The sequence below is a fragment of the Rhodococcus sp. BP-316 genome (genome assembly GCF_019836105.1).
In the GTDB taxonomy this organism is placed as follows: Bacteria; Actinomycetota; Actinomycetes; order Mycobacteriales; family Mycobacteriaceae; genus Rhodococcoides.
Genome location: NZ_JABUEE010000009.1, coordinates 63523 through 79358, shown reverse-complemented (window position 1 = coordinate 79358; position 15836 = coordinate 63523). Strand labels below are relative to the sequence as shown.

Annotated in this window: 15 protein-coding genes; 4 read left to right on the top strand and 11 right to left on the bottom strand. The window is 66.8% G+C overall.

Translation table 11 applies throughout. The features are described from left to right. Window position 1 precedes the first annotated feature (1 nt). The 3 genes from HQ312_RS22045 to HQ312_RS17690 form a co-directional block, all read right to left on the bottom strand. The gene (locus tag HQ312_RS22045) at window positions 2–163 is read right to left on the bottom strand and encodes a hypothetical protein (protein WP_261782430.1); all 162 of its coding nucleotides are present in this window, start codon (window positions 161–163) and stop codon (window positions 2–4) included. 6 nt (window positions 164–169) lie between these two features. Further along, entirely contained in the window at window positions 170–1696 is a 1527-nt protein-coding gene (locus tag HQ312_RS17695) for a DASS family sodium-coupled anion symporter (RefSeq protein ID WP_222639788.1), read from the bottom strand. Between the two features lie 476 nt (window positions 1697–2172). Next, window positions 2173–3336, bottom strand: coding sequence for a mandelate racemase/muconate lactonizing enzyme family protein (locus HQ312_RS17690; RefSeq protein ID WP_222639785.1), 1164 nt, complete (start codon window positions 3334–3336; stop codon window positions 2173–2175). 98 nt (window positions 3337–3434) lie between these two features. Here HQ312_RS17690 and HQ312_RS17685 point away from each other — a divergent pair, with 98 nt between their 5' ends. After that, a complete protein-coding gene (locus tag HQ312_RS17685) occupies window positions 3435–4130 on the top strand; it encodes a GntR family transcriptional regulator (protein ID WP_056443060.1) in 696 nt (231 codons plus the stop codon). A 43-nt stretch (window positions 4131–4173) separates the two neighbouring features. Beyond that, window positions 4174–5247: a tartrate dehydrogenase gene (locus tag HQ312_RS17680; RefSeq protein ID WP_222639782.1), complete on the top strand. Its 1074-nt coding sequence runs from the start codon at window positions 4174–4176 to the stop codon at window positions 5245–5247. Window positions 5248–5283: 36 nt separating this feature from the next. On the opposite strand, the gene HQ312_RS17675 is transcribed toward HQ312_RS17680, so the two are convergent. Next, on the bottom strand, window positions 5284–6120 hold the full coding sequence (locus HQ312_RS17675) for a helix-turn-helix transcriptional regulator (protein ID WP_051613009.1): 837 nt from the start codon (window positions 6118–6120) through the stop codon (window positions 5284–5286). A 99-nt stretch (window positions 6121–6219) separates the two neighbouring features. Here HQ312_RS17675 and ilvD point away from each other — a divergent pair, with 99 nt between their 5' ends. Next, window positions 6220–8058 (top strand): dihydroxy-acid dehydratase, encoded by a 1839-nt coding sequence (ilvD, locus tag HQ312_RS17670; protein ID WP_222639769.1) that lies wholly within the window; start codon window positions 6220–6222, stop codon window positions 8056–8058. Between the two features lie 13 nt (window positions 8059–8071). Here ilvD and HQ312_RS17665 read toward each other — a convergent pair whose 3' ends face one another. The 7 genes from HQ312_RS17665 to HQ312_RS17635 form a co-directional block, all read right to left on the bottom strand. After that, window positions 8072–9121 (bottom strand): ABC transporter substrate-binding protein, encoded by a 1050-nt coding sequence (locus tag HQ312_RS17665; protein ID WP_261782429.1) that lies wholly within the window; start codon window positions 9119–9121, stop codon window positions 8072–8074. A gap of 46 nt (window positions 9122–9167) precedes the next feature. After that, window positions 9168–9842, bottom strand: a complete 675-nt coding sequence (locus tag HQ312_RS17660; RefSeq protein WP_222639761.1) for a hypothetical protein — start codon at window positions 9840–9842, stop codon at window positions 9168–9170. A 150-nt stretch (window positions 9843–9992) separates the two neighbouring features. Next, window positions 9993–11180: an SGNH/GDSL hydrolase family protein gene (locus HQ312_RS17655; RefSeq protein ID WP_222639757.1), complete on the bottom strand. Its 1188-nt coding sequence runs from the start codon at window positions 11178–11180 to the stop codon at window positions 9993–9995. 53 nt (window positions 11181–11233) lie between these two features. Then, window positions 11234–12157 (bottom strand): class A beta-lactamase, encoded by a 924-nt coding sequence (gene bla / locus HQ312_RS17650; protein WP_222639754.1) that lies wholly within the window; start codon window positions 12155–12157, stop codon window positions 11234–11236. Then, window positions 12154–12423, bottom strand: a complete 270-nt coding sequence (locus HQ312_RS17645) for a metal-sensitive transcriptional regulator (protein ID WP_027504397.1) — start codon at window positions 12421–12423, stop codon at window positions 12154–12156. Before HQ312_RS17645 ends, bla begins: the two co-directional genes overlap by 4 nt. A 60-nt stretch (window positions 12424–12483) precedes the next feature. Next, on the bottom strand, window positions 12484–12903 hold the full coding sequence (locus HQ312_RS17640; protein ID WP_027504396.1) for a DUF302 domain-containing protein: 420 nt from the start codon (window positions 12901–12903) through the stop codon (window positions 12484–12486). 25 nt (window positions 12904–12928) lie between these two features. Continuing rightward, complete coding sequence (locus HQ312_RS17635; protein WP_222640433.1) at window positions 12929–14995, bottom strand: MMPL family transporter; 2067 nt, start codon at window positions 14993–14995, stop codon at window positions 12929–12931. Window positions 14996–15358: 363 nt separating this feature from the next. Between HQ312_RS17635 and HQ312_RS17630 the strand changes: the two genes are divergently transcribed. Further along, window positions 15359–15790, top strand: a complete 432-nt coding sequence (locus HQ312_RS17630; RefSeq protein WP_222639751.1) for a DUF6153 family protein — start codon at window positions 15359–15361, stop codon at window positions 15788–15790. The last annotated feature ends 46 nt before the right edge of the window (window positions 15791–15836 follow it).

Below are 15836 nucleotides of genomic sequence, written 5' to 3'. Positions count from 1 at the left end.
CTCACCGTCGGGGCGAGGCCCGACGGCGGGGGGAGTGGACGGTCTCGTGACCGTGCGCACGGAGCAGGGTGTCGACGTCGTCGCCGGGGTGGAGGTAATCGGTGGTGATGAGGACAGTGGACACGGTGTTGCCTTCCTCGAGAACGGTCGTGGTGTCGTGCACTCGCGGCTACTGGTTGAAGTCCGCGGGCACGACGGACAGGTCGAGTCCCCAGATGTGCGGGAGGTAGAGGAACGTCGCAGCGACGAGGAGGACGAGTGCGGCGATGTTGAGCCAGAAACCGAGTCGCACCATGTCCATGATCGCGATCTTGCCGGTTCCGAACATCACCGCGTTCGGCGGTGTTCCCACGGGCAACATAAAAGCGCAGTTCGCTGCCATCGCGGTGGGAATCATCAAAGCGTAGGGGTGGACTCCCAGTGCCACTCCGAAAGCTGCCATCACCGGAAGGATCATGGTCGCCGTCGCGGCATTCGACGTGATCTCGGTGAGGAACAGGACGAGCGCGGCAGCCACGAGCACAGTCAGCACGATGTGAACTCCATCGAGGACCAGCAGGCGGTCGCCGACCCATTCCGACAGTCCTGACTCCACGAACCCTGCGGCGATGGCCAGACCGCCGCCGAAGAGAACCAGAATTCCCCACGGAATCTTCTTGGAGTCCTCCCATTCCAGAATTCGGCTCTGGTCACCGCGCCGAGTCGGCACCATGAACAACAGGATCGCCGCGACGACGGCGATCACTCCGTCGCTGATACCCGGCAGGAGGTCGTCCCAGATGAAGCCTCGGGTGATCCACATGAACGCGGTGCCGACGAAGATCGCCAGGACGATCTTCTCCTCGTAGCTGAGAACTCCGAGCTGTCGTCGTTCTTCCAGGATCACGTTCTTCCCACCGGGAAGCTCGGTGAACCCGAATCGATAGGTGACGAACGTCAGGTAGAACCACGCGAACGCCAGGAGTAAAACGACGATCGGCACTCCGAACAGCATCCACGAGCCGAAACTGATGGTCTGCCCGAACAGTTCGCCCGACACTGCGGCGAGTACGGCGAGCGGAGGAGTTCCGATGAGCGTGCCGAGCCCGCCGATCGTCGCGGCGTACCCGATGCAGAAGACGATGCACTTCTCGAATTTCGGGATCTCGTCAACATGCTCGCCGTCGCGGAGCGCCTGCGCAGCCTGATAGGCCACAGCGAGACCGACTGGGATCATCATCATCGTGGCCGCGGTGTTGGAGACCCACATCGACAGGAACGCGGTGGCGATCATGAACCCGAGAATGATGCGCCGCGGGCTGGTTCCGATCATCGCCACGATGGTCAGCGCGATCCGCTTGTGGAGGTCCCATTTCTCCATGGCAATGGCCAAGGAGAAACCACCAAGGAACAGAAAGATGATGTCGTTCCCGTACGACGAGACGACGAGGTCGCCGTCCACCGCGCCGGTGAGAGGAAGCAGCACGACCGGGAGCAAGGACGTGACAGGAATCGGGATGGCTTCGGTGATCCACCAGGTACCGATCCACAGGGTTGCCGCGAGCACGGCCACGCCGTCGCGGGACAGGCCTTCCGACTGGAAGAACAGCAGAGTCACTGCGAACAACAAGGGGCCGAGAGCAAGGCCGACCAGTCGGGGAGTCGTGTAACCACCCGGTGGTCCGCTACGGGGCTGATCGTCCTCGTTCGGCGCCATGTCCGGTCGATACGTCGTTGTGGACGAGTTCCTGGTCGTACGGACGCCGACCGACTCGGATCTGGGCGAGCCTTTCCCGACGGAGTAGAGGACGAATCTCTTGATCTGCCGGTGTGATTCCCACAACTCGTCCCATACCCGGTGGACCGAATAGGCTGACATGACGTACCTTTCTCGAGGTTGCGAGGGTTCGTGAGCTACGTGTGAAGCGCCGGGGTAGTGACCCGGCGTTGACGATCGTGCTGAGGCTGAGTGCCCTGATCGTTGAAATGGACTGTGCCGCAGAGAGTCACGTTTCGTGACTGTCGATCTGCTGGGCAGGGGAGAGTCGCGCACGGAGGCGCCTGAGTGGAACGCCCTGGAGGGTGCGCAGGGTGAAACGTCGGCACGGACTGCGCTACCCGCTCCAGTATCGATCCGCGGGTAGCGCGTCCGCCGGAAAGCTGCGTCGAGCCCTCAGGTTGTCGGAACGGGGATCAGTGCAGCTCGCGCAGCACCTTGTAGAAGGCGGCCTTCTCCTCGAACCCGATGCCGGGGCTCTCGGTGAGTCCCGCCTGGCTCCGTTCGACGACGGCGCCGTCGGCGAATCCGCCGGTGGGTTGGAACTCGCCGGGGTAGGACTCGTTGCCGCCCAGCTTGAGTGCGGCGGCGATGTGCAGGGAGAACTGGTGACCGCCGTGCGGGATGCACTGGCGGGAGGACCAGCCGTGGTCCTTCAGCATCGACTGGATGCGCAGGTACTCGGTCAGGCCGTAGCTCAGTGCGGGGTCGACCTGGATGATGTCGCGGTCCGGACGCATGCCGGCGTACCGCACGAGATTGCGGGCGTCCTGGAGGGAGAACAGATTCTCGCCGGTGGCGATACGGCCCGAGTAGTTCTCGGAGAGAACAGCATTCAGGCGGTAGTCGAGGGGGTCACCGACCTCCTCGTACCAGAAGAGGCCGTAGGGCTCGATGGCCTTGCCGTACTCGAGAGCGGTCGCCAGGTCGAAACGACCGTTGACGTCGACTGCGAGACGTGAACCGTCACCGTCGAGCACCTCGAGGACCGCCTCGATGCGGCGCAGGTCCTCGGCGAGGTCGGCGCCGCCGATCTTCATCTTGACCACGTGGTAACCCTGGTCGAGGAATCCGCGCATCTCGTCCTGTAGATCCGCGAGTGTCTTTCCGGGGGCGTAGTAGCCACCGGCGGCGTAGACGAACACGGAGTCGTCGGGTGCACCGTCACCGTGCTTGTCGGAGAGCCAGCGGTAGAGCGGCTTCTCGGCGATCTTCGACGCGAGGTCGAACAGCGCCATGTCCACCACACCGACGGCGACCGATCGCTCGCCGTGTCCGCCAGGCTTCTCGTTGCTCATCATGGCGTCCCACGCGATGGTGGGATCGAGTTCGCCCTCTGCGTCGAGGAGCGAGTCCGGCGTCGCGTCGAGCAGGCGCGGGATGATGCGGCGCCGCAGGATCTCGCCGGCGCTGTAGCGGCCGTTGGAGTTGAAGCCGTACCCGACGACGGGCTCGCCGTCGCGCACCACGTCACTCACGATGGCGACGATGGAGCAGTCCATCTTGCTGAAATCGATCCAGGCATTGCGGATGGAGGAGCTGATCGGAACGGTGCCCTCGTGGACGGAGGTGATCTTCATGCTGGGGCCTCTCTTGCATCTTGTAAGTCTTATAAGATGTTTCCAAGCTATACTCGCCGTGACCGAGAGCACAACCCCCTGTCGAGAGGCGGACCATCGTGGCCGTTGCGCAGAATGTCTTCTCCAGCAAGGGAGACGTCGCCTACGCCCAGCTCCGCAGCTGGATCCTGCTGGGAACTCTGCCCGCGGGCTCGCGTCTGGCGCAGTACGAACTGGCCGACCGCCTGCAGATGAGCATCACCCCTCTACGGGAGGCGGTGCGGCGCCTGAGCAGTGAGGGGCTGATCGAACTCGACAGCCACAAGAACGTGCGCATCGCACCGATGTCGGCCACTCAGGCGCGACAGCTCTTCGAGGTGCGTCTGTCGCTCGACCCCACCGCTGTGGAACTGGCTGCACAGCGGCGCACCGAACGAGACATCGTCGACATGCGGGCCGCGGCGTCTCGACTGGTCCCGGTGACTCAGAAGTGGGGGGAGGAGGGGCTGATCGCGCACCGCGAGTTCCACCGCACCCTGTACCTCGCGTCCCACAACGACGTACTCATTCACCTGCTGGAAGACCTGTGGGACAAGTCCGACAGGTATCGGCGGGTGGGCCTGGAACTGCCGCCGGGCGCGGAACCCCGCACCATCGATCTCGACGAGCACTTCCAGATCCTCGAACTCGTCGTCTCGGGTGACAGCCACGCGGCGGGAGAGCTGACACGCAAGCACATTCTGAACAGCCTCACCGCCGCAGCGATCGACGCGCTCGAAGGTGACGAGCTCACCCACCATCAGGACTCGGCCTGACGCCTCCGTCAGCGACTCCCACACACCGAAAGGTACGCACCCCATGGGTTCCACTCATCGCATCGCCGTCATTCCCGGAGACGGAATCGGCAAGGAAGTAGTACCCGAGGGCATCAAGGTCCTCGAGGCAGCCGCGAAGGCATTCGACTTCACCCTCGACCACGAACAGTTCGACTACGCCAGTGCCGACTACTACACACGGCACGGAAAGATGATGCCCGACGGCTGGTTCGACGAACTCGTCGGATTCGACTCGATCTTCTTCGGCGCTGTCGGATGGCCCGACACCGTCCCCGATCACGTCTCCCTGTGGGGCAGCCTGCTGCAGTTCCGCCGGCACTTCGACCAGTACGTCAGTCTCCGCCCGGTCAAGCTGCTTCCGGGTGTCACCAGTCCGCTGGCCGGGCGCGAACCCGGTGACATCGACTTCTACGTCGTACGGGAGAACACGGAGGGCGAGTACTCGAGCGTCGGTGGCACGATCTTCGAGGGCACCGACAGGGAGACCGTTCTCCAGGAGACGGTGATGACCCGTGTGGGCGTCGACCGAATTCTGAAGTACGCCTTCGACCTCGCCCGGACCCGGCCGAAGAAGCACCTGACCTCCGCCACCAAGAGCAACGGGATCTCCATCTCGATGCCGTACTGGGACAAGCGGGTCGAGGCCATGGCCGCTCACTACGACGATGTGCGCGTGGACAAGTACCACATCGACATTCTCACCGCGAACTTCGTGCTCCACCCGGACTGGTTCGACGTCGTGGTCGGGAGCAACCTGTTCGGCGACATCCTCTCCGACCTCGGACCGGCGTGCACCGGCACCATCGGAATCGCACCCAGCGGAAATATCAACCCGGAGCGGCGATTCCCCAGTCTGTTCGAGCCTGTGCACGGCTCCGCTCCCGACATCGCCGGCCATGGCATCGCCAATCCGATCGGTCAGATCTGGAGTGCGTCGATGATGCTCGAACACCTCGGTGAGAAGGATGCTGCCGCAGCGATTCTCACCGCCGTCGAAGAGGTCCTCGCACGCGGAGGCGACTCGCTCACGCCCGACATGGGTGGTAACGGCACGACCGGGAGCCTCGGCGACGCGATCGTCCGCTGCATGGGCTGAGGCCAGGTCGGGCCGAGCCGTCGGGGCGTCTGATCGTCACTCGCCGATCAGGCGCTGCACCTTCTCGCGAGTGTCGGTGCCCGCGACAGGAAGGTAGACGACGATGTTCACGTCCTTGTGATCGGTCGGCGCCAACTGGTGGTGCTCGAAGCGCAACTCTCCGACGACAGGGTGCCGGAAGACGCGCTCACGCGAGGCGAATCCCTCGATGTCGCGGTTGTCCCACCCGTCGGCGAACGTGTCACTCGTCGAGCGGAGCCGATCGACCAGGTCCGTGAAGGAGGGAGTGCCGAGGGCGGCGCCTCCGTCCGCCCGGAACTCTGCGAGGAAGCGTCTGCTGTCGGACTCCCAGTGCGGGAGCAACTCGCGCACGTACGGGTCGGTGAAGACCAGCCACAGAAGGTTTCGGTCCGCTGCCTCCACGGTCTCGATGCGGGGGAACAACGCACGGTACGCACGATTCCATCCGGCGATCGTCCACTCCGGACGGAGAGCGAACGCGGGGAAATCGGTGAGGGCATCGAGCAGACGTTGCACGGCCGGAGGCGTCGTCTCCGCGCTCGACGGGGTCGGCGTCGGCGGGTGTCCCGCGAGGTCGAGAACGTAATCGTGCTCGGCAGGCGTGAGGTGGAGCGTCGCGGCGACGGCATCGAGGACTTGGCGTGACGGGTGGATGTCCCGCCCTTGTTCGAGCCAGGTGTACCAGGTGACGCTTACATGGGACAGCGACGAGACGTCCTCTCTACGTAAGCCTGTCGACCGGCCCCGCGGAACGGGCGGCAACCCGAGCCGCGACCGTGGCAGTGCCGAGCGGCGGGCGCGCAGGAAAGCTCCCAGCTCACGGCGCGCGGCGAAGTCCCGGTCGGTGGTCACACGGCAACTCTACGATCGTCCACGCGCGAAGGTGGTGGTGGTGATACCAGTACCGGAGCTGTCTTCCTGCGGCGGCACTCGACCGGCATCGTCGTCCCCATGCCTGCACTTCGATCGAGAACCGTCACGCACGGACGCAACATGGCGGGGGCCCGCGCGCTACTACGCGCCGCGGGGGTGAACGGCGACGATTTCGGTAAGCCGATCATCGCCGTCGCGAACAGCTTCACCGAGTTCGTTCCCGGCCACACCCTTCTCCAGCCGGTCGGCCGCATCGTCTCGGACGCGATCACCGCAGCCGGCGGCATTCCGCGCGAGTTCAACACGATCGCGGTCGACGACGGCATCGCGATGGGACACGGCGGGATGCTCTACTCGCTGCCCTCCCGCGATCTCATCGCCGACTCCGTCGAGTACATGGTGAACGCACACTGCGCGGACGCTCTCGTGTGCATCTCGAACTGCGACAAGATCACCCCCGGGATGCTCATGGCCGCACTGCGACTGAACATCCCGGTGGTGTTCGTCTCGGGCGGTCCGATGGAGGGTGGCACCGCAGTGCTCGTCGACGGCACCGTGCGAACCCGACTCACCCTGGTGTCCGCCATGTCCGATGCCGCCGCCGGTGACGTCTCGGACGAGGACCTGGCACGCGTGGAGGAGTCAGCGTGCCCCACGTGCGGGAGCTGCTCGGGCATGTTCACGGCAAACTCGATGAACTGCCTGACCGAAGCGCTGGGGCTCGCTCTGCCGGGCAACGGAACCACGCTCGCCACGCACACGGCGCGTCGGGACCTCTACGAGAATGCCGGGCGCACCGTGGTCGATCTGTGCCGTCGGTGGTACGACCACGACGACGAGTCGGTCCTTCCTCGGCAGATCGCCTCACGCGCTGCGTTCGACAACGCCATGGCCCTCGACATCGCGATGGGTGGATCGACGAACACGATCCTGCATCTCCTGGCCGCGGCACGCGAGGCTGAACTCGACTACAGCCTCGACGACATCGAGAAGCGTTCGCGGATGGTCCCATGTCTGTGCAAGGTGGCACCCAACGGGCACTACCTCGTCGAGGACGTGCACCGCGCCGGTGGAGTGCCCGCCATTCTCGGTGAGCTCCGCAGGGGCGGGCATCTGCACGATCACGTGCACACGGTGCATTCGGAGTCTCTCGCCGACTGGCTCGACCGGTGGGACGTCCGGTCCGGGTGTGCCGACGAGGCCGCGATCGAGTTGTTCCACGCCGCACCGGGATGCGTGCGTTCCGCCACTGCGTTCTCGCAGTCCGAGCGTTGGGAGACGTTGGATCTCGACTCCGCCGGCGGATGCATCCGCGATGTGGAGCACGCGTACTCGGCCGACGGCGGCCTGGCGGTTCTGCGCGGCAACCTGTCCGCCGACGGGTGTGTGGTGAAGACGGCGGGCGTCGACGACTCCATCCTCACCTTCACCGGCCCGGCCGTGGTCGTGGAGTCGCAGGAGGACGCATGTGACGCCATCCTGTCCGGACGGATCGTGGCCGGCGACGTGCTGGTCGTGCGGTACGAGGGTCCGCGCGGTGGGCCCGGAATGCAGGAGATGCTCTATCCGACAGCATTTCTCAAGGGTCGCGGCCTCGGGGCATCGTGTGCGCTGATCACCGACGGCCGCTTCTCCGGCGGGACATCGGGTCTGTCGATCGGGCACGTGTCTCCGGAGGCGGCCGCGGGTGGCGTGATCGCTCTGGTCGAGGACGGGGACAGCATCACCATCGACATCCCGCACCGCTCGATCACACTGGACGTCGCCGACCGCGTGCTCGCGCAACGACGTTCTGCCCTCGACGGCTTCCGGCCCCGCCACAGGCAGCGCGAGGTGAGCGTCGCTCTCCGTGCGTACGCCGCGCTCGCACTGTCCGCAGACAAGGGTGCGGTGCGCGACGTCGATTCGCTCCGGTGAGTCCCGTGGTTCGTCACCGCTCCGTTGCGTCGACCGCCGTCGCCAAGCCGTCGACGAGAGTCGGGAGGAAGTAGGGAATCGTCAGTGCCGTCGGGCCGATGGCGGCCCCGGCTTCCTGGCCGACGAATCCGGCGACGGCACCTGCCGCCACAGCGGGGATCTGCCGCGACACGTCGGATGACAGGAACTCCCGGAGTGCCGCGTCCGTGTCCACCTGTGTGAAGACGACAGAGGCATCGATTCGGGAGATCTCCTCGGACGACACCGCGGTCGAGAACGTGGAATCACCGGTCGCCAGTTCGGTGACGGACGGATCGGACGTGAATCCCAGGTTTTCGAGCAACTCGACGCGCGGGTCCGAGGAAAGCAGGAGGTAGTAGACGTCCTGCGCCTCGGACACGTAGGCGATGGTTCGGTCTCGGAACTCGGGGTGTCGTGCGCCGGCATCGATGACCTGCTGGTCCAGTTCTGACACGAGTTCCGTTGCCTCGAAGCTCTTTCCGAGAACCTCACCGGTGACACCGATCGTGTCTCGCCACGGAGTCGACCAGAGCTCGGACGGCGGTGCGACCACGGGAATGCCGGCCGATGTGACCGCGTCGTACTCGCTCCGAGTGAGGCCGGAATGTGGTGCCAGCAGGACGTCGGGGTCGGCTGCGACGAGCTTCTCGACCGACAGGGGACCCAAAACGTCGTCCAGGAGAGCCGGTGCCTCACCGCCGTTCCGGGCGATCGACTCGGCGATCCACGGGTACGTCAGGTCGTCACCGCCGCCGTACGTGGTCGACGGCATGGCCACCGGCATCACCCCGAGAGCCAGCACGGCATCGGTGGCGCCGGCACCCCAGGTGGCCACGCGGGCGGGTGTCGAGTCGAGGACGGTCTCGCCGTACATGTGCCGCAACGTCTTCGGGAACGACGCATCGGCGGTCGTCGCCGAACCGTGGTCAGCGGGGTCCGACGAGCTGCAGCCGACGAGGTGCGCGGTCACCGCCACGGCGGCGATGAGAACTGTGATCGAGCGTCTCGTCCATCGGGGAACGCTGCCGGGAATACGCATCATGCCGTAATGCTAAGGGTAGGCTGCCCTTATCACGCAATCAACGATGTCAGGTGCCGGTTTCCCGTCGCCCGACTGAATCGACGATGACCCGTGCCTGCGCCACCGACGAGCGCCCGTGAGAATCAGCGACCGCGCGCAGAAGTGCGGATGCGGCGGATACGGAAAGCTCGTGCCTGGCGGCCATCATTCCGATCGCCGTGTGCACCACGTCGGTGTCGGGGCCGGGCTGTGCACCGTTCTCGGCGGCGAAGTCGGTGGCGCACAGAGTGCCGAGAGAGTGCGCCAGTCGGCCGAGAGGGCCGTCGAGCTCCGTCGACCACCCTCGACCTCTCCAGGTGCGTCGGTGAAGTTGCAAGGTTCCCGACGGTCGGGCGCGGGGGCCCACAGGGAACACCCGTAGCCACCCGACGCCCAGGACGCTCAGGGCGCCGGTCACCTGCGGCCACCGCAGGCGATCGAGTGAATCCTCCACCGCGGCATCGTGGACCGCACCGTCGGCGAGAGCGTCGACGACCGGACCGAGCCCGATTGCCTGGAGTTCCCGTGCGACGCGGGCCGCCGTCGTGTCTGTCACGTGCGCGACATTCTGCACCGACCAGTCGCCGGGCGGGACCAGAACCAGGGCGGCGCCGTCGGCGCCCGTCAGATCGACACAGACATCCACGATGTCGGTGATGATCGACGTGCGAAGCCCGCCGTCGTGGTTCCCCGCGCTCACCATCGAGGGTGGTTGTCCCTTCTGGTTGCGCGAACGACTGCAACGCGCCCACTGGTCATGGTGAACGAGTGATACCCGGGCCGCCGCGACTCCACACACCGTCCGGCAACTCGTCGACGCCCGAGGTGGCGGCGGATCCGGCCGTAGCCACCGTCACCCTCTCGACGCGTCGTCGGGCACGTCGTCTGTCGTCGTCGGCGCGAACGGCCCTGACGGGCCGAAGGCGATGTCCGCGAAACGCTGTCCCATGACGGCGTGGGCGTCGGTGTCGGGATGCAGGTTGTCCGGAAGTGGGTGGCGCCGTTCGTCGTCCTCGCCGAAGAGCAGCAGTCCGTCGAGGTGGTGGAGGTTCGGGTCGTCCGATCGACTGTCGACGATCTGAGCGAGCGCGTCACGGATCACGCGAAGTGTCAGGCGTCCGAGCGCGATGTCGCCCTCCGTGCCCGTCGCGCGAAATCTCGCGGAGCCGGCGGCGAACGAGTCGGGATCGATCGCCCCGGGTCCCGGAGTGTTCTCGTGGATCGCGCAGTGGATCGGCGAGATCAGCAGCAGCGGTGTGGTCGGGTGCCCGTCGCGGACGGTGTCGAGGAACCCGTGAACTGCGGGAACGAACGAACGAAGGCGCATTGCATCGAGGTTGACGACGTTGATGCCCAGCTTGACGCTGATGACGTCCGCGGGGGAGTCCCGCACGACGCGAGCCATGAACGGATCGACGAAGGCGCTGCCCCCGAAACCCAGGTTGCGCAGCCGAACGCCGGCACGACGGGCCGCGACGACAGGCCAGATGCGCGTGGGGCTCGCGGCGTTGGATCCCTGGCTGATCGAGCTGCCGTGGTGCAGCCACCTCGGTCCGCTCGTCGGCGCCGGGTGCAGAACGGCATCAGCGGACAGCGAGACCAGATCCACCTGTTCGTTGTGGGGGAGCCAGATCTCGACCGTCTTCTCCCCGGCCGGCAGATCGGTGAGGGTGATGCGTTCCGTCGTTCCCGGGTGGACCGTGCTCGTCCCGGTGGTCGGATCGATCTCGACGGTGTCACCGCCCGAGAGCACGTGCGACTGAAGAATCGAGTCGTTCACCACCACGTCGACGGCGCCCCGGTCGCGCATCACACCCCGGTAGGTCATGCGCGTGGTGTGGACCTCGAGGACCATCTGGACGGCGGTCGTGCGCGCGGCGATACGCACTCCGGACGGTTGCGCCTCCATCATCGCGAGCTGCGGGTCCGCATCGCGTTGCCGGACGGCACGGGGGAGCCGGTGTGGGCGCACGCCCCGATCCACGCGTTCGAGCTCGGCTGCACCGAGGACGATGTCGTCGTTGAGTGGTGCGGTGATCATACTTTCCGAGACTACCTAACGGTGTTCAGGGGCTACCTAACGGTGTTCAGGGGCTACCGAACGGTGTTCAGGACGACCGCGGCGCTCTCGCTCACCGCGGCGTCCTCGTACGGTGCCGAGGCGTCGTTCTTCCGTGTCAGCACCGTCAGTACCAGCGGGGGACGGCCGGGTGGTGTGACGACGGCGATGTCGTTCCGCACGGCCCCGGCGCCACCCGACTTGTCGGCCACCGTCCATCCGCTCGGCGCCCCCGCGCGGACGAGTGCGTCGCCCGTGGCGTTCCCGCTCATCCACTCGGCCAGGGTCGCTGCGTCGGAATCGGTCGACGAGCCGGCACCCCGCAGTGCGGCCAGACTCGTCGTGAACGCGTCGGCGGTGGTGGTGTTTCCGGTGCTGTCGGGTCCGACCGTGTTGAGGCCCGGCTCCACGTCGACGATGTCCGTGACATCGTCGCCGAGTCGGGACAGAGCCGCATCGAGCTCTGCGGGACCGCCGATTTGGTCGAACACGAGGTTGGTCGCCGTGTTGTCGCTCTCCCGCACGGCCGCTTCCGCCAACTCGGCCGCCGTGAGTCCGGTGTCCAGACGTGCCGTGGTCACCGGTGAATATCCCGCGCGCTCGATGTCGGCCGCGGTCCACCTCACGAGGTCGTCCCGAGCGTCCTCAGGGGTTCGTCGCAGGAACTCGGCTGCCAGGAACACCTTCACTGTCGAAGCGAAACCGAAACGTTCGGCTCCGCGATAGCTGATCGTCTCGCCGGTCCCGGTGTTCAGGAGGCTGACACCCACCGTCACGTCGTAGCGCTCCTCGACAGCCTGCAGTCCGGTCGAGACGTCGTCGCGCTCTGCTCGACTCGACGTGGGAGCCGGCGAGACGGGCACACCGCCCGACGGAGCGCACGCGGTGAGGGCCAGGGCGACGACAGCGAGCGCGACGCGCGGTCGGGCCGCCGTGTGCAGGAGTGCTCGTCTCGTCACGCGAGTGCGAGGAACAGCTTCTCGAGTTCCGCCTCGGTCATGGGTTCCTTGTTGTCGGCGGTGGCACCGGTCATACATTCGCGCAGGCCGGTGGCGACGATCTTGAACCCTGCCCTGTCGAGCGCGCGCGAGACGGCGGCGAGCTGGGTGACGACCTCCTTGCAGTCGCGGCCGTTCTCGATCATCGAGATGACCCCGGTGAGTTGGCCGTTGGCGCGCCGGAGTCGGTTGAGTACCAGTGCGATGCTGTCGTCGTCGCCGACCATGATGAACTCCTGTCAGAACTGCCGTGAGCTGTCGATGGTACCCCCGGGGGCATCAGAGTCTCAGTGTCCGGGTGCCGGTTCGTCGGCGAGCGTGGCGATGGCAGCGCGGAGCTTGGTCGCTGCGTCGTGGGCGACGTCGCCGAGCGCCGGCACTCCGGTCGACTGGACCATGATGTCGGGGTTCATGGCGTCGACGATGATCACGTCGGCGTTGTCCGGGTCCTCGCGGACGACGACGTTGCAGGGGAGCAGCAGGCCGATCTGTCGCATGACGCCGACGGCGCGGTGGGCCAGGGGCGGGTTGCACGCGCCGAGAATCAGGTAGCGCTCCATGTCCTCACCGAGCTTGGCTTTCAGGGTGGCCTGCATGTCGATCTCGGTGAGCACGCCGAAACCCTGCTCTGCCAAGGCGTCTCGGGTGCGCTGGACGGCGGTGTCGAAGTCGGTGTCGGTCAGGGTGGTGGTCAGAGCGATGGTCACGAGTGTCGTCCTTCGGTCGGGGGTGTCAGTGGGAGAAGCTGATGGACGGGAGGGCCTTGCGGAGCCAGGCCGGTGACCACCAGGCGGCGGAGCCGGTCAGTCGGAGCAGGACGGGCAGCAGGATCAACCGAATCAGGATGGCGTCGAGAAGCACGGCGACGCCGAGGATGATGCCCATCTCCTTCGGCGGGAGCGGGTCGGCGAGGGCGAAGGTGAAGAACACCGCCACCATCACCGCGGCCGCGGCGAAGATGACCCGCCCGGAGTGGGCGAGACCGTCGATCATCGCCGTCGTCGCGTCGCCGGTGCGCTCGAAGTGCTCCTTGGCGGTGGCGAGGAGGAACACGGTGTAGTCCATGGCGATGGCGAAGATCATCGCGAAGAAGAACACCGGTCCCCAGCCGTTCAGGAAGCCCTGCGGAGTGAAGCCGAGCAGCGAGGCGCTGTGCCCGTCCTGGAAGATCAGCTTCGCGACGCCGAACGCGGCGGCGGTGGAGAGCAGGCTGACCGCGGTGCCCAGGAACGCGATCAAGGGTGCTTGCAGTGCGACGAGGAGCAGCACGAACCCGAGGATCAGGATGATCGTGACGACGAGCGGCAGGGAGCCGTTCAGGGCCTGCTGCAGGTCGAGGTTCTCCGCGGGGGCGCCGCCGACCAGCGCCGACTCCGGGAGCTCGCCGCGCAGGTCGGCGAGGATGGTGCCCATCGACTCGTCGGAGGGGTCGACCGCCGGAATCGCTTGCAGGAGTGCGTAGCCGGAGCCGTCGGCGGCGGGTTGCGGTGGGGTGACCATGGCGATGCCGGACACCTGCGCCGCGGCGGCGGCCGTGTCTGCGGAGTCGGTGTCAGAGACGACGATCTGCAGTGCGCCGGGGGCTCCGTCGCCGAACTGCTGCTGGACGAGGGCGTAGCCCTGCCGCACGGGCGCGTCCTCGGGGACGACGGAGATCGACGGCATCGCGACCTTCAGGCCGAGAACAGGCAGCGCCAGTGCGACGAGGACGCCGATCGAGGCGAGCGCGAACGGCCACGGGTGCTTGTGCAGGAGTGCGCCCCACGCGGCGAACACCGGTGAGCGGTGCTGCTGACGCTTGGCGTAGGGGAGGGACGCAGCGTCGACCTTCGGTCCGAGCGCGCCGAGGGCGGCGGGGAGCAGGGTGAGGGTGGCGAGCAGGACGAAGGTGACGGCGAGCATGATGCCGACGGCCATGGTCCGCACTGCGGGGGCGGGGACGATCAGCACGGCGGACAGGCTGACGAGGACGGTGAGTCCGGACAGGACCACGGCTTTGCCGGCGGTGTCCATGGTCTCGGCGACGGCCGCGCGGGGATCGCGGGAGCGCAGGGCGTCGCGGAAGCGGGCGACGAGGAACAGTGCGTAGTCGATGCCGAGTGCGAGGGCGAACATCATGGCGAAGTTCATGGCCCACACCGAGATCGGGGTGATCTCGTTGAGCAGGACCAGCCCGCCGGCGGAGGCGACGAGACCGGCGATGGTCAAGAGCAGCGGGAGTCCGGCGGCGACGAGTGAGCCGAACGCGAGAACCATGATGGCGAGGGTGACGGGCCAGGAGATGAGTTCGGCCTGGATCATCGCGTCGTGGTTGGCCTTGTCGAAGTCCGACCACAGCGCCGACGCGCCGGTGGGGTAGACCTCGACACCGTCGCCGGAGAGTGCGGTGAGCTGGTCCTTGACGTCGTCGACGGCGGTGACCATCTCGTCGGTGGTGCCGTCGGCGCCGGCGATCAGGATGCCGGTGCGCCCATCGGGGCTGATCGTCATCCCCGGCTGCGGGGGCACGATCTCACCGAAACGCGGGTCGGCGTTCAGGATGTCGGTCGCGCCGGTGAGAGCGGCAGTCGCTTCCGGGTCCGTCAGCGCACCGGAGTCGCTGTGGACGACGACCTGCACCGCGGCGGAGGAGTTGCCGCCGAAGTGTTCCTCGGCGAGCTCGCGGACCTGCACCGATTCCGATCCGTTCGCCTGCCACCCGGCGCCGGCGAGGGACGAGAACACCGACGGTGCAGCGGATCCGAGGGCGATCAGCAGAATCAGCCAGGTGCCGAAGACCCAGCGGCGGCGGGTGACCATGGCTGCGCCCCACCGGCCGAGGCGGCCGGGGGCACTGTCGTGGTGGTCGCCGGGCCGGGATTCGGCGACGGTGTCGGACTGGGACACGGTGGACTCCTATACGGGTGGGGGTATGTGAAGGGCCTGGATCGGCCATCGTCGAGAAGTGGTGTGAGGGTGTGCTCAGCGGTGGAACTGTGAGCATTCGGCAGGGGGGCCCACTGGACACTCCTTCCGCGTTCGATCCACTGGACTGCGCACACCGTGTCACATACGAGGGGGGGTATGCAAGTACCCCCTGGGGTATCTGACCGAGGTTGCCGGGTGTCGGTGCAACGACCGCCGACGTACCCCCAGGGGGTACTCGTCGGTACACTGGGGCCCGTGTTGCACGGTCTTCGGCAGCGACGTTCGCTGACCCTCGCTGTGCCGATGGCCTGGTGGGCCGTCTCGATCGCACTGGGCGTGGTGCTGATGCACATGGTGGTGCCCGTCCAGACCGCCGCGGCCCATGAAGCGATGCCGAACCACCACGCGTCGATGGACGCGGAGGTCCACGCTGACGCCGCCACGCACACCGCGGAGCCCGGTCCGGCGGCGGAGCGACTGCCGTGCCCCGGCGGTCACGACATGATGCATCCGTGCATCGGGACGGTCACCTCGTTCCCGCCGATGTCGGTCCCGATCGGGGCCGTCGAGTGCCTGCCGGCGCTCGATGACGCATCCGACCGTGTCGTCATGATCGTCGCCCGCGCAGGTCGAGCTCCACCATGGGCGCTGTCCTCGCTGGACGACTCGGTACTTCTGCGGGTGTGACGGGGAGCCCGGGGCAGTGATGCTCCGGCGGATCGCACGTCGATTC